Here is a 13,372-nt window from a genome sequence, read left to right on the forward strand (position 1 = left end):
GCCGCCTCAGTCCACGTAGAGGGAACTCACCGACTCGCCGAAGGCGATGCGGCGGATGGTTTCTGCCAGCAGCTCGGCCACGCTGAGCTGGCGGATGCGGCCGCAGGCGCGGGCGGCATCGGAAAGCGGAATGGTATCAGTGACCACCAGCTCGTCGAGCTGGGAGCGGTTCAGGTTGTCGATCGCCGCGCCCGAGAGCACCGGATGCGTGCAGTAGGCGACCACCTTGGTGGCGCCCTGTGCCTTCAGCGCAGCGGCGGCGGCGCACAGCGTGCCAGCGGTGTCGACGATGTCGTCCACCAGCACGCAGGTCTTGCCCTGCACGTCGCCGATGATGTTCATCACCGTGGCGACGTTGGCCTTCGGGCGGCGCTTGTCGATGATCGCGAGATCCGCGTCATCCAGGCGCTTGGCCAGCGCGCGGGCGCGCACCACGCCGCCGACATCGGGGCTGACCACGACCATGTTGTCGGTGCCGTGCGCGCGCCAGATATCGGCCAGCAGCAGCGGCGAGGCGTAGACGTTGTCGACCGGGATGTCGAAGAAGCCCTGGATCTGGTCGGCGTGCAGGTCGATCGTGAGCAGGCCGTCGGCACCGGCCACGGTGAACATCTTGGCGGCGAGCTTGGCGGTGATCGGCACCCGCGACGAGCGCATGCGGCGGTCCTGGCGGGCGTATCCGAAATACGGCACCACCGCGGTGATGCTGGCGGTGGAGGCGCGCTTGAGCGCGTCGATCAGCGCCATCAGCTCCATGAAATGCTCGGCGGTCGGGGCGCAGGTGGACTGCACCACGAACACGTCCTGGCGGCGCACGTTTTCCTCGATCTCGACCTGCACTTCGCCATCGGAGAAGGTCGACACCAGGGCTTTGCCGGGGCGCACGCCGAGCTCGCGACACACGGCCTGGGCGAGCGGGCGGTTGGCATTGCCGGAGAAGATCAGCAGGTTGCCATCTTCCTTTTTCACGGGACGTCTCCGCTGCACGCTGGTTTCGAGTGGGAAATGGCAGGGGCGGTAGGATTCGAACCTACGAATGCCAGGATCAAAACCTGGTGCCTTGGGCCTCTTGGCGACGCCCCTGCAGAGGCCACGCCGCAAGTGCATCCAGCAGCGGCGACCGCGCGGCACCGGGCACCACCCAGGCCACGAGGCCTGGCGGCAATCCGGCGAGCGCAGCCTCGGCGAGCGCGCGGTCTGCGAACTCGACGAAACAGCCGCTACCCGTCCCGGTAAGCCGTGGCGTGCCGACGCGCGAAAGTACCTGGAATACAGCCTCCACGGCCGGTTCGAGGCGACGCAGCACCGGCTCGAACGCATTGCCGAGCGGAACACTTGAAGCGAAGTCCGCTATTGTCGCGGCGGCGGCATCCCTCGTCAATTCAGGGGCCTGGAACAGCGCGGCGGTCGCCGCGTGCACGCCGGGGTCGACCAGCAGGTACCAGGCCGGCGGCAGCGCCACCGGCGCCAGGCGCTCGCCGACGCCCTCGGCCCAGGCGTTCTCGCCATGCACGAACACCGGAACGTCGGCGCCGAGGCCGACTCCGAGCGCCGCCAGCGCGTCCCGGCCCAGGTGAAGCCCCCAGAGCGCGTCCAGGGCCACCAGCACGGTCGCCGCGTCGGATGACCCGCCGCCGAAACCTCCGCCGGCGGGAATGCGTTTTTCGACGCGGATATCGGCACCAAGTGCACATTTAGCTGCTTTTTGCAGAACTTCCGCCGCGCGGAGGCTCAGGTCCGCGGATTCCGGGACGGCCCCAAGATCCGTCCCGCAGCGCACGATCCGGCCGTCGGCGCGCGGCCGCAGATGCACGGTGTCGCCCCAGTCCAGCAGCCGGAACACGGTCTGCAGGTTGTGGTAACCGTCGGCGCGGCGGCCGGTGATGCGCAGGAACAGGTTGAGCTTGGCCGGTGCCGGCCAGGCCGACCAGTCCCCAATGACCGTCATGGCGACATCCCGCCCCACTGGTCGACAACCAGGCGCACGTCGGCTCCGCCGCGGCGCGCTTCGATGCGCCGCGGCAGCGGCGGCGTGGCCGCATCGCCCGCGTGCCAGGCGCGGAAATCGATGACCCAGCCGTCCTGCTCCAGCCGCGCCGGCAGCAGGTCGCCGCCGAACGCGAGCGTCGCGGGCCCGTGGCGGCCCTCATCGGCGCGCGCCCCCCGCAGCCAGGCGCCCAGGGCGGCCATCGGCACTTCCAGCCCGGTGGCCTCGTACAGCAGCGCGCCGCCGTCCGGCCCTTCACGGGTCCCTCCTTCAAGCCCTTCCAGGCGCGCGCCGGCATCATCCGCGGAGAGCCGCCAGCCCTGTCGGGTCACGGGCGCGGACAGCTCGACGCGATAGCCGGCTCCATCCTGGCGCCAGTCGATACGGCCACTGCCGCCCTTGCCGTCACGGGTGATGGCCGCGCGCCCCGTCAGGGTCCACGCCGGCAGCGCGGCCAGCTGCGCCTCGCGCGCCACCTGGGCATCCATGGCCGCCGCCACGGCAGCAGGCGCCAGCACGGGCAACGGCGGGGATGCAGGCCCGCGGGTCGCGCACGCGGCCAGCACGGCCGCGGCGGCAAGCGCCAGCAGGACCCTCGCCGGCCTCATGACGCGGTCTTTTCCAGCGCGCGCTTGAGGGCGCGGTTGTCCGGATCGATCGCGCGCGCTTCCTCGAGGTAACGACGCGCTTCCTCATGGCGGCCCAGCACCCAGAGCACTTCGCCCAGGTGCGCGGCGATCTCCGCGTCCTTCTCGAGTACGTAGGCGCGGCGCAGCTCGACCAGCGCTTCCTCGTTGCGGCCCAGGCGGTAGAGTACCCAACCGTAGCTGTCGATGATCGCGGCGTTGCCCGGCTCGGCGACTCGCGCGCGCTCGATCAGCTCGAGCGCCTCGTCATAGCGCGTGGTGCGGTCGGCGAGCGTGTAGCCCAAGGCGTTGAGCGCGGCCGTGCTGTCCGGATCGGCCACCAGGATGCGGCGCAGGTCGGCCTCGGCGCGGGCGATATCGTCGCGCCGCTCCCACATCAGGGCGCGCGCGTAGAGCAGCGCGGGGTCATCGACGAACGCGGCCAGCCCACGCGCGTACGCATCGAGCTCGGCGTCGCCACCACCATCCTCGCGGCGCAGCTCCGCCTCCATCACGTAGGCGTCGCGGCGGTATTCGCCGTCGGCGTCGCCATCCTGCTGCAGGCGCGAGAGCTCCGCGTAGGCCTCGTCGTCCTTGTCGAGGTCGTGCAGCACCTTGGGAATGCGCAGCCGCGCCAGCCAGCGCTGCTCGCCGCCCGGCACGCTGCGGTACCAGTCGAGCGCCTCGGTCGGCAGCTCGAGGTACTCGGCGAGCTGGCCGAGCAGCAGGCGACGCGGTGGATTGGGTGCCTCGGCATCGGTCTTGAGGACGTCGTACAGCCGCCCCAACCCCTCCTTGTCCTCGGCCTGCGCCAGCAGGGACGCGCGCAGCGCCAGCCAGCGGAGTTCCGGAGGGCCGTCTTCCAGCAGCGCCGCGCCGGCTGCCGGGGCGCCGACCTCGGCGTAGGCCAGGGCGATGTTCTCGCGCATGCGCGGATGCGCTGTGACCCCGGGCTGTGCCGCGAGCTCGTCCAGCACTGCCTTCGCCTCCTCGCTGCGGCCGGTCTGGTGGAGGTGGCGGCTGCGGACCAGGGCGGTGAGCGGGTCGTCGGGGAACGCCACGCGGGCGACGCCGTCGATGCGTTCGAACAGGGCCTGGTCGCCCAGCCCCAGCGCAAGCTCGCCGGCGCTGGCGAGCGCCAGCGATTCGTGCGGGATCGCGTCGCGATCGAACAGCTGGCCGAGCACCTTGGCCGACAGCGCCTGGTCACTGCTGCCGGTGCCGAGCACCGACATCGCGGTGAGCAGGCCTTCGCGGCCGTCTTCGCGCAGCAGCGACTCGAGCTCGCTCCGGGCGGCGCGGCCCTTGCCGGTGCGCAACGCGAGCGTGGCGGCCGCGCCCTTCATGCCCACCGACTCCGGTGCGCGCTGGCACCACAGGCCGAGGGCCTCGCCCAGCGCGACGTCGTCGCGCCCCATCAACGCATAGCGGGTGGCGCGGGCCGCGAGTTCGGCGTCTTCGGGCAGCGCACGCGCCGCCTCCAGGTACCACGCCGTGCCTTCGTCCAAGCGACCGGCCGAAACCGCGAATTCCGCGGCAATCACCGCCTCGAGCGGGTCGCGGGCGACGCGGTCCCGCGCCTGGGCGGCCATGGCGCAAAAGAGCATCAGGACGGCGGCCAGCGCCGCGCGGGGGCGCCGCGAACGACCGCGCGGGAGGTGGCGAACGCCGGTCGCGGACGCGGAGGCTGCCGGCGACGTAAAATAGCGACCTGTCATGCCAGCAGCTTATCGCAAGCACCTGAACCGATGAGGCTGATCGCCATCGGTCTCAACCACCAGACCGCGCCGCTCCAGCTGCGTGAACGGGTGGCCTTTGCCGGCGATCGGCTGGAGGCCGCGCTGGCCGAACTGCGCGCGCTGCCCGACGTCAAGGAGGTGGCGCTGCTTTCCACCTGCAACCGCACCGAGCTGTATGCCGTTGCCGATGACGAAGGCCGCGCGCTGGTGAACTGGCTCGCCACCCACCCCGACGACGCTTCGGGCGATGCCGCCGGGCTGCACGCCTACCTGTACCACCATGCGGGCGACGCCGCGGCGCGCCACCTGTTCCGCGTCGCCACCGGCCTGGACTCGATGGTGCTCGGCGAGCCGCAAATCCTCGGCCAGGTGAAGCAGGCCTGGTCCAGCGCGCGCAGCGCGGGCACGCTCGGTGGCCACCTCGACCGGCTGTTCCAGCACGCGTTCGTGACGGCCAAGCGCGCGCGCACCGAGACCCGCATCGGCAACAGCCCGGTGTCGATGGCGTCGATGGCGGTGCGCCTGGCGCAGGAGAGCTTTGCCCGGCCGGAAGACTCGGTGGTGCTGCTGGTCGGTGCCGGCGAGACCATCGAACTGGCGGCGCGCCACCTCGCGCAGGCCAAGGTCAAGCGCCTGCTGGTGGCCAACCGCACCTTCCGCCACGCCGAGGAGCTGGCCGCGCGCCACGGCGGCGTAGCGCTGCCGCTGGACGAACTCGACCGCCACCTGTTCCTCGCCGATATCGTGTTCTCGGCCACGGCCAGCCGCACCCCGGTGATCCGCCGCGAGCACGTCGCCGCGGCCCTGTCGGCGCGCAGGAACAGGCCGATGCTGCTGGTCGACCTGGCCGTGCCGCGCGACATCGAACCCTCCGTCGCCGAGCTGCGCGACACCTACCTGTACACCGTGGACGACCTGGAACGCGCGGTCGAGGACAACCGGCGCAGCCGCCGCGAGGCCGCGGACGCGGCGGAATCGATCATCGACCTGCAGGTCTCGCGCTACGCCGAACTGCTGGCCACCAACGCGCGCAGCGCGCCGCTGCGCCGACTGCGCGCGCATGGCGAAGCGGCGCGGAGCGAAGCGCTGGCCAGGGCGCGGCAGCAGCTCGCGGCCGGCCAGTCGCCGGAGGCCGCACTGGAGCATCTTGCCCACGCGCTGACCAACCGCCTGCTGCACGCGCCCACCGCCGCCCTGCGCGAAGCGGCCGCCAGCGGCGACGACATCCTGTTGCGCGCCGTGGAACGCATGCTCCCCGCCGACCCCGCGACCGCCGACGCACCACGCCAGCGGGCCGATGCCGGCGTGCACGACGACGACGATGCTCCCCTCCCTGCGCCGTAAGCTCGAGGCGCTGGCCGAGCGCCGCGACGAACTCGAACGCCTGCTCTCCGATCCCGCCGCCGCGGCCGACCAGGCGCGGTACCGCGCGTGGTCACGGGAATTCGCGAGCCTGGCGCCGCTGTCCAGCGCGCTCGCCGACGAGGCCCGCGCCCGCGCCGACCTCGCCGCGGCGCAGGCGCTGCGCGACGACCCCGAGCTGCGCGAGATGGCCGACGAGGAGGTGACGTCCGCAACCGCGCGCCTCGCCGAACTCGACGCCGCGCTGATGGCGCTGCTGGTGCCGCGCGATGCGCGCGACGACGGCGGCATCTACCTCGAAGTCCGCGCCGGCACCGGCGGCGACGAGGCGGCGATCTTCGCCGGCGACCTGTTCCGCCTGTACAGCCGCTACGCCGAGCGCCAGGGCTGGCGGGTCGAGGTCGAGTCCGCCAACGCCGGCGAGCACGGCGGCTTCCGCGAAGTGGTGGCGCGCATCGAGGGCGCCGGCGCCTACGCACGCCTGAAGTTCGAGTCCGGCACCCACCGCGTGCAGCGCGTGCCGGAGACCGAATCGCAGGGCCGCATCCACACCTCGGCGGCGACGGTCGCGATCATCCCGGTGGAGGACGAGAGCGAGCCGATCGAGATCAATCCTGCCGACCTGCGGGTCGACACCTTCCGTTCTTCGGGTGCGGGCGGCCAGCACGTCAACAAGACCGACTCCGCGATCCGCATCACCCACCTGCCGTCCGGCGTGGTGGTGGAATCGCAGACCGAGCGCTCGCAGCACGCCAACCGCGACAAGGCCATGAAGCGCCTGAAGGCGATGCTGGCCGAGGCCGAAGCCGCGCGCCGCGCCGCCGCCACCGCGCAGTCGCGCAAGCTGCAGGTGGGCAGCGGCGACCGCAGCCAGCGCATCCGCACCTACAACTTCCCGCAAGGCCGGATCACCGACCACCGCGTCGACGGCCTGACGCTGTACGACCTGCCGGCCGTGATGGAAGGCGCGCTCGACCCGCTGGTCGATCGCCTGCTGCAGGAACACCAGGCCGACGAACTGGCACGCCTGACGGAGCAGTCGACGTGATCCGCGGAGCGGGTGCGTGAGCGCCCCCGCGGATGCGCGCAGCGAAGCGCGCCGCGCGACGGTCTTGGCGCCGGGCAACCTGATCGCCTGGATCCTGCTGTCGGATGCCGAGCTTGATGCCGGTGACGGCGTCGCCGGCGAAGCCGCTGCGCAGCGTGCACTCGCGCTGGCGCCCGGACACCCCGAAGCGCTCGCGCGCCTGGGCCGCGCCCAATGGTTGCTCGGCCACCGCCGCGACGCCGCGGACAGCCTCGGGCAGGCTGCGCGCGCTGCGCCGGGGCATCCCGGCATCGCGCTCTGGCACGGACATGCGCTGGAGGACGTGGGCGAAGCGGAAGCCGCGGCCGACGCGTATGCACGCGCGCATGCGCTGGCACCCGCCGCGGCGCAGATCGCGGCCCACCTACTGGCCTGGCGCCGGCGCCTGTGCGTCTGGCGCGGGCTGGACGCCCTGTCGGCGCAGGTGCGTTCGGCGGTGGCGCGCGGCGAAGCGGCGGTGGAGCCGTTCGCCTTCCTCAGCGAAGACGGTGATGCGCTCGAGCAGTTGCGCTGCGCGCGGCTGAGCGCGGCGCAGGTGGCGCGCAGCGTGCGTCCGCTGCCGCCGCGCGCGATCGCCGGCGACGGCCCGCTTCGGATCGGCTTCCTGTCCAACGGTTTCGGTGCGCATCCCACCGGCCTGCTGACCGTGGCGTTCCTGGAGGCGCTGCGCGCGGAGGCGGCCGTCGAGGCGCATCTGTTCGCGCTCAACGCCGACGACGGCAGCGCGGTGCGCCAGCGACTCCAGGCCGCGACCACCCTGCATGACGTCTCCGCCCTGCCCCATGCGGAGGTGGCGGCGCGCATCCGGGCGGCCGGCATCGACGTGCTCCACGACCTGCGCGGCTGGGGAGGTGGCGGCACGCCGGCCGTGCTGGCGATGCGCCCGGCGCCGCTGCAGGTCAACTGGCTCGCCTATCCAGGCACCTCCGGCGCGCCGTGGATCGACTACGTGCTCGCCGATGGCTTCGTGCTGCCACCAGCGCTCGAGACGGGCTTTTCCGAAGCGGTGGCACGCCTGCCGCGCTGCTTCCAGCCCTCCGACACCCGGCGCGCCCCCGCCCCGCCGCCGTCGCGCGTGGAGTGCGGCCTGCCGGCGGAAGGCGTGGTGTTCTGCTCCTTCAACAACAGCTACAAGCTCAATCCGGCCAGCTTCGCGCGCGCCATGGCAGTGCTGGGCGGCGTCCCGGGCAGCGTGCTGTGGCTGCTGTCCGGACCGGGGCGCGGCGACGAGCGCCTGCGCGCCGCCGCCCAGGCGGCCGGCATCGATCCGGCGCGGCTGGTGTTCATGGCCAAGCAGCCGCATGCCATCTACCTCGCGCGGCTGCAGCTCGCCGACCTGTTCCTCGACAGCAATCCGTACAACGCCCATACCACCGCTTCGGACGCGCTGTGGGCCGGTTGCCCGGTGCTCACCCGGCCGGGGCGCACCTTTGCTGCACGCGTCGCGGGCAGCCTCAACCACCACATCGGGCTTGGCGAACTCAACGTCGCCGACGACGCGGGCTTCGTCGCGCTGGCCACCGCGCTCGGCAACGACCGCGTACGCCTGCAGGCCTTGCGCGCTCGCCTGCACGCCCTGCGGCAGGAGTCGGGGCTGTTCGACATGCCGGCGTTCGCGCGCGACTTCGCCGCGATGGCCCTGGCCATGGCGGACCGCCAGCGGAGCGGACTGCCTCCGGCCGCGCTCCAGGCGCGGTAGGCTCGACGGATGACCCAGTCAGACACCGCCGTCCAGCTGCACCTGTGCGTCCTCACCGTGTCCGATTCGCGGACGGCTGCCGAGGACAGCTCGGGCGATTACCTCGTCGCCGCGCTCGAGAAAGCCGGTCACCGCCTGGCGGGCCGCGGCCTGCTGCCCGATGACCGCTACCGCCTGCGTGCGTTGGTTTCGCAGTGGATCGCGGACCCCGCGATAGACGGCATCCTGGTCACCGGCGGTACCGGCTTCACCGGACGCGACTCGACGCCGGAAGCGCTGCTGCCGCTGCTGGACAAGGAGATGGCGGGCTTCGGCGAACTGTTCCGCGCGATCAGCTTCGAGGAAATCGGCACCTCGTCGCTGCAGTCGCGGGCGTTCGCCGGCCTGGCAAACGGCACGTTCCTGTTCTGCGTGCCCGGATCGACCTCGGCCTGCCGCACGGCGTGGGAACGGATCATCCGCGCGCAGCTGGATTCACGCACCCGTCCCTGCAACCTCGCCACGCTGCGGCCGCGCCTGAAGGAATGACCGGCGCGATCGCCCAACCATTGCGGAACGGGAGCGGCACGTGAAGGAACTCAAGCGCAAGCAGTACGCATCGCTGCTGGAGCCGCTGCAGCACGAGCTGGTGGCCATGGCACGCTGGGCGCGATGTGCCGGGCAGCGCATCGCCATTGTCATGGAAGGCCGCGACACCGCCGGCAAGGGCGGCGCCATCAAGGCCATCACCGAGCACCTGGACACCCGCCAGTACCGTGTCGTCGCGCTGCCCAAGCCGAGTGAGCGCGAACAGGGTGAGTGGTATTTCCAGCGCTATGTGCGCCACCTGCCCACCACCGGCGAGATCGTGCTGTTCGACCGCAGCTGGTACAACCGCGCCGGCGTCGAAAAAGTGATGGGCTTTGCCACGGACGACCAGGTCGCCGCCTTCCTGCGCCAGGCGCCGGCGTTCGAGAAGCTGCTCACCGACGACGGCATCCTGCTGTTCAAGTACTGGCTGTGCTGCGATCAGGAACAACAGGAAGAACGCTTCGCGGAGCGACTCGCGGATCCGCTGAAGTCGTGGAAGCTGTCGCCGATCGACGTCGAGGCGCGCACCCGCTACGCCGATTACACCCGGGCCCGCGAAGCGATGCTCGAGGCCACGCATACCGGGAACGCGCCCTGGACCCTGGTCGACTTCGACGACCAGAAGCGCGGCCGGCTCACGCTCATCCGCCACCTGCTTGACCGCCTGCCCGACGTGCACGTGCCGCGCCGCGCACCCGAGTTCCCGCCGCTCGATGGCAAGCCGAAGAAGGAACGCTTCGGCAAACTCAAGCCGATCCCGGCCTGGGAAGGCTGAGGCCGCCGCGCGTCAAGCGGCCGGTGCGGCCGGTGCGTCCGGTTCGCCGGCCGCGGTGATCGCGGCTTCAATCTCGCTGGCGGTCACCGGGCCGAGGAACTTCCGGGCCACGCGGCCGTCGGGCGCGATCAGGTAGGTCAGCGGCAGCCCGCGCGGGGTGGCGAAGTCCTTCGGAGGGTCGTAGACGTCCAGGATCGCGACCGGATAGACCACCGGATGCTTGTCCAGGAACGCGCGCATGTCGTCGACCGCGATGTCCTCGTAGGCCAGCCCGACCACTTCGATGTGCTCGCGCATCGCGTCCAGCGCCGACAGCTCGGGCATTTCCTTGATGCAGGGCGCGCACCAGGTGGCCCAGAAATTGACCACCACCCAGCGGCCACGATGATCGGCAAGCCGGTAGGGCACGCCGTCGATCGTGGTCACCTCGAGCACCGGGACCTCGGCATCCGCGGACGCGGCGGCGCCCGCCTCGTCCGCGGCCATTGGCGGTGCCGGTTCCGGCGCATCGCCTGCAGGCGCAGCGGGCTGCGCCGGGGTGTCGCCTGTGGTCGCCGGCGCATCGCCGCCGTCGGGCCGGCAGCCGGAAAGCGCCAGCAGCGCGGTCAATGCAAGGCAGGGGATGTACAGCGGGCGCACACGCATGGGCTCAGGTCCTGGAGGGATCGTGGATGTCGCCGATGCGGCGGCGCAGCAGGTCGCGCAGCGGCAGGCGAAGTTCGTCCAGCGCGGCGATCGCGGCCGCGCCGAGGGCGTCGTCGCGGCACGGCAGCACCGCCTCGGCGACCGGGATGCGCAGCTGTCCGGCTTCGTAGAGTTCGGCGAGCGACAGCCCGTCGAGGTCGCGCGCCAGCAGCCATTCGCCGGTCTCGGCGCGGCGCACCACGTCGATGCCCTGCAGCTGGCCGAGGATCTCCTGCACCAGCGCGTCGGTCAGCATCGGTTCGCATGCCAGGATGTCGTCGCTGTGCAGGCCGCGGCCTTCGCGACGCGCCTCGGCGAAGCGGCCGAGCAGGCGCAGGATCCCGTACAGCTCGTAGCCCTGCGGCAGGCGCATGTGCGCGGGCTGGTAGCGGAACGCCGAGATCGACGCGGCGAACGACGCGCCCAGCAGGATCGAGATCCAGCCGAAGTACAGCCACAGCAGGAAGATCGGCACGAACGCCAGCGGCCCGTAGATGTTCTGGTAGGCGTTGAAACTTCCCAGGTACAGGCCGAGCAGGCGTTTGCCGATTTCCAGCAGTACCACCGCCAGCACGGCGCCGGCGAACGCGTGCCGCCACTGCACGGTGCGGTGTGGCACCACGCGGTAGATGGTGGCGAACGCGAGCAGCTCGATCAGCGTCGGGGCCAGCCCCAGCATCAGGTGCTGCAGCCACTGCCCGGCGTTGCTGCGGAACACATCCAGTGCAAAGAACCTCGCCGACACCGACAGGCTGGCCGCGGCGACCAGCGTGCCGAGGGTCAGCACCGTCCAGTACACCAGGAACCGCCCGAACCGCGGCCGTGCGGTGTGCACGCGCCAGATGCGGTTGAAGGCGCCCTCGATGCCGAACAGCGTCACCAGCACCGACACCACCAGTGCCACCACGCCGACCGCGGTCAGCTGCCCGGTGTTTTCCGAGAACGAACGCAGGTAGCCCTCGATGGCCTGTGCCGAACTGGGCACGAAGTTGGAAAAGATGTAGGTGCTCAGCTGTGCGCTCCACTGCTCGAACACCGGGAACGCGGACAGCACGCCGAACACCACCATCGACAGCGGCACCAGCGCGAAGGTGGTGGTGAACGACAGCGCACCGGCCGCTTCGAACAGGCGGTCATCAAGGAAGCGTCGCCACAGGAAGCGGGCGAACGATATCGCGCGCGCGCGGTCGCGGATGCGTTCCTTCCAGCGGTACAGGGAATCCAGCGGCTCCATCGTGGCGAGGTTAACCGATCACGAACCCGCGCCGCGGCACGGGGCCTGGCGCATGCGGCTATGCTTTGCCGCCCGGAGGAAACCGCATGCCCGACATCCTGGTCCTGTACTACAGCCGCGGCGGTTCGGTCGCCGCGCTCGCGCGCCACGTCGCGCGCGGCGTGGGCGAAGTGGACGGCATGGCGGCGCGGCTGCGCACGGTGCCGCCGGTGGCCGCGGTGACGCAGGCGGCCGCACCGCCCGTGCCCGATGAAGGCGCGCCCTACGTGGAACGCGCGGACCTCGACGAATGCACCGGCCTGCTGCTGGGCAGCCCGACGCGCTTCGGCAACATGGCCGCGCCGCTCAAGCACTTCCTCGACGGCCTCGGCAGCGAATGGGCGAGCGGCACGCTGGTCGGCAAGCCGGCGGGCGTGTTCACGTCTACCGCCACCCTGCACGGAGGCCAGGAGTCGACGCTCCTGACCATGATGGTGCCGCTGTTGCACCACGGCTGCGTGCTGGCCGGCATCCCCTTCACCGAGCCGGGCCTGTCCGCCACGCGCAGTGGCGGCACGCCCTACGGCGCCAGCCACGTCGCCGGCGGCGACAATGACCCGCTCCCCACCGACGAGGAGGCGCGGCTGGCCCGCGCGCTCGGGCGCCGCATCGCGATGCTCGCCGCGAGGCTGGGTTGATGATGGCACCCCGTTCGAGGTGGGCACTCGCCGCGCTGCTCGCGGTGCTCGCGCTGCTGTTCGCGGCGTGGTTCCGCGACGACCCGCGCTACCTGCAGGCGCTCGCGGTGTTCGCGCTGCCGCCGCTGCTGCTGATGGCCGGTGTGCTGCTCGGCAGCCGGGTCGCGGCATTCTGGTCCGGCGTGTTCGGCCTCGGCTGGTTCTGCCACGGCGTGATGGTCGGTTGGGAGCGCGCGGCAGGCCGCGGCTACGCCCTGGCGGAAGTCGCGCTGGCGCTGGCGATCATCGTGGCCGCGAGCTGGCCGGGGCTGAGCGCGCGCTTCGGCCGTCGCGGCCAGGGCGGCGCGACCGACTAGAATGCGCACCCGGCCGGCGACACGCCCGCCACCGCGCACGGCATTCGAGGAACACGCGATGGATGAACTCCTGGTCGTCACCACCGGCGGCACGATCGACAAGGTCTACTTCGACGACAAGTCGGATTTCCAGGTCGGCGAACCGCAGATCGGCCGGATCCTCGAGGAGCTCGGGGTGGCGTTCCGCTCCCGCGTGATCCCGATCATCCGCAAGGATTCGCTGCACATCGACAATGCCGACCGCGAGCTGGTGCGCGCCACCATCGCCGCGCAGCCGGCGCGCCATGTGCTGATCACCCACGGCACCGACACCATGGTGGAGACCGCGCAGGCGCTGGCGTCGCTCACCGATCGCACGATCGTGCTGACCGGCGCGCTGAACCCGGCGCGCTTCCGCGGTTCGGACGCCGAGTTCAACATCGGCACCGCGGTCGGTGCGGTGCAGTCGCTCGCGCCCGGGGTCTACATCGCCATGAACGGGCGCATCTGGGATCCGCTCAAGGTGCGCAAGAACGTCGCCGCGAACCGCTTCGAAGCGACCTGAGCCCCACGCACGCGCGGCACGCGGGCGCGGAG

The 13,372-nt window shown here is 71.6% G+C and carries 14 protein-coding genes and 1 tRNA gene; 8 read left to right on the forward strand and 7 right to left on the reverse strand.

From position 1 onward, the window contains the following. Window positions 1-6: 6 nt before the first annotated feature. From JGR64_RS10215 to JGR64_RS10235, 5 genes are all read right to left on the reverse strand, one after another. Window positions 7-969, reverse strand: a complete 963-nt coding sequence (locus JGR64_RS10215) for a ribose-phosphate diphosphokinase (RefSeq protein WP_199373278.1) — start codon at window positions 967-969, stop codon at window positions 7-9. A 37-nt stretch (window positions 970-1,006) separates the two neighbouring features. Continuing rightward, a tRNA-Gln gene (locus JGR64_RS10220) sits at window positions 1,007-1,083 on the reverse strand. Next, window positions 1,046-1,948, reverse strand: a complete 903-nt coding sequence (gene ispE / locus JGR64_RS10225; protein ID WP_199373279.1) for a 4-(cytidine 5'-diphospho)-2-C-methyl-D-erythritol kinase — start codon at window positions 1,946-1,948, stop codon at window positions 1,046-1,048. Before ispE ends, JGR64_RS10220 begins: the two co-directional genes overlap by 38 nt. Further along, entirely contained in the window at window positions 1,945-2,595 is a 651-nt protein-coding gene (gene lolB, locus JGR64_RS10230) for a lipoprotein insertase outer membrane protein LolB (protein WP_199373280.1), read from the reverse strand. The genes ispE and lolB overlap by 4 nt, the downstream gene beginning before the upstream one ends. Beyond that, window positions 2,592-4,205 carry a tetratricopeptide repeat protein gene (locus JGR64_RS10235; RefSeq protein ID WP_199373281.1) on the reverse strand — a complete coding sequence of 538 codons (1,614 nt, stop codon included), beginning with the start codon at window positions 4,203-4,205 and terminating at the stop codon, window positions 2,592-2,594. Before JGR64_RS10235 ends, lolB begins: the two co-directional genes overlap by 4 nt. A gap of 156 nt (window positions 4,206-4,361) precedes the next feature. On the opposite strand from JGR64_RS10235, the gene hemA reads away from it, so the two are divergent. From hemA to ppk2, 5 genes are read left to right on the forward strand one after another with little or no spacing between them, the layout of a single operon-like run. Beyond that, the gene (gene hemA / locus JGR64_RS10240) at window positions 4,362-5,696 is read left to right on the forward strand and encodes a glutamyl-tRNA reductase (RefSeq protein WP_199373282.1); all 1,335 of its coding nucleotides are present in this window, start codon (window positions 4,362-4,364) and stop codon (window positions 5,694-5,696) included. Further along, window positions 5,674-6,762 (forward strand): peptide chain release factor 1, encoded by a 1,089-nt coding sequence (prfA, locus tag JGR64_RS10245; RefSeq protein WP_199373283.1) that lies wholly within the window; start codon window positions 5,674-5,676, stop codon window positions 6,760-6,762. Before hemA ends, prfA begins: the two co-directional genes overlap by 23 nt. Before the next feature lie 16 nt (window positions 6,763-6,778). Then, complete coding sequence (locus JGR64_RS10250; RefSeq protein ID WP_234446942.1) at window positions 6,779-8,500, forward strand: UDP-N-acetylglucosamine-peptide N-acetylglucosaminyltransferase; 1,722 nt, start codon at window positions 6,779-6,781, stop codon at window positions 8,498-8,500. Between the two features lie 9 nt (window positions 8,501-8,509). Further along, window positions 8,510-9,028, forward strand: coding sequence for a molybdenum cofactor biosynthesis protein B (gene moaB, locus JGR64_RS10255; RefSeq protein WP_199373284.1), 519 nt, complete (start codon window positions 8,510-8,512; stop codon window positions 9,026-9,028). Window positions 9,029-9,068: 40 nt separating this feature from the next. After that, window positions 9,069-9,845, forward strand: coding sequence for a polyphosphate kinase 2 (ppk2, locus tag JGR64_RS10260; protein ID WP_199373285.1), 777 nt, complete (start codon window positions 9,069-9,071; stop codon window positions 9,843-9,845). A gap of 12 nt (window positions 9,846-9,857) precedes the next feature. Here the strand turns inward: ppk2 and JGR64_RS10265 are convergent, their stop codons facing one another. Both JGR64_RS10265 and JGR64_RS10270 read right to left on the reverse strand, forming a co-directional pair. Continuing rightward, window positions 9,858-10,490, reverse strand: a complete 633-nt coding sequence (locus JGR64_RS10265) for a TlpA disulfide reductase family protein (protein WP_199373286.1) — start codon at window positions 10,488-10,490, stop codon at window positions 9,858-9,860. A gap of 4 nt (window positions 10,491-10,494) precedes the next feature. Beyond that, window positions 10,495-11,763, reverse strand: coding sequence for a YihY family inner membrane protein (locus JGR64_RS10270; RefSeq protein ID WP_199373287.1), 1,269 nt, complete (start codon window positions 11,761-11,763; stop codon window positions 10,495-10,497). A gap of 86 nt (window positions 11,764-11,849) precedes the next feature. Between JGR64_RS10270 and wrbA the strand changes: the two genes are divergently transcribed. The 3 genes from wrbA to JGR64_RS10285 are packed head-to-tail and all read left to right on the forward strand — an operon-like array spanning window position 11,850 to window position 13,340. Beyond that, window positions 11,850-12,440 (forward strand): NAD(P)H:quinone oxidoreductase, encoded by a 591-nt coding sequence (wrbA, locus tag JGR64_RS10275; RefSeq protein WP_199373288.1) that lies wholly within the window; start codon window positions 11,850-11,852, stop codon window positions 12,438-12,440. After that, window positions 12,440-12,796: a DUF2069 domain-containing protein gene (locus JGR64_RS10280; RefSeq protein ID WP_199373289.1), complete on the forward strand. Its 357-nt coding sequence runs from the start codon at window positions 12,440-12,442 to the stop codon at window positions 12,794-12,796. Before wrbA ends, JGR64_RS10280 begins: the two co-directional genes overlap by 1 nt. A gap of 58 nt (window positions 12,797-12,854) precedes the next feature. Beyond that, a complete protein-coding gene (locus JGR64_RS10285; RefSeq protein ID WP_199373290.1) occupies window positions 12,855-13,340 on the forward strand; it encodes an asparaginase domain-containing protein in 486 nt (161 codons plus the stop codon). Window positions 13,341-13,372 lie beyond the last annotated feature (32 nt).

The organism is Luteimonas sp. MC1572 (assembly GCF_016615815.1).
GTDB lineage: Bacteria > Pseudomonadota > Gammaproteobacteria > Xanthomonadales > Xanthomonadaceae > Luteimonas.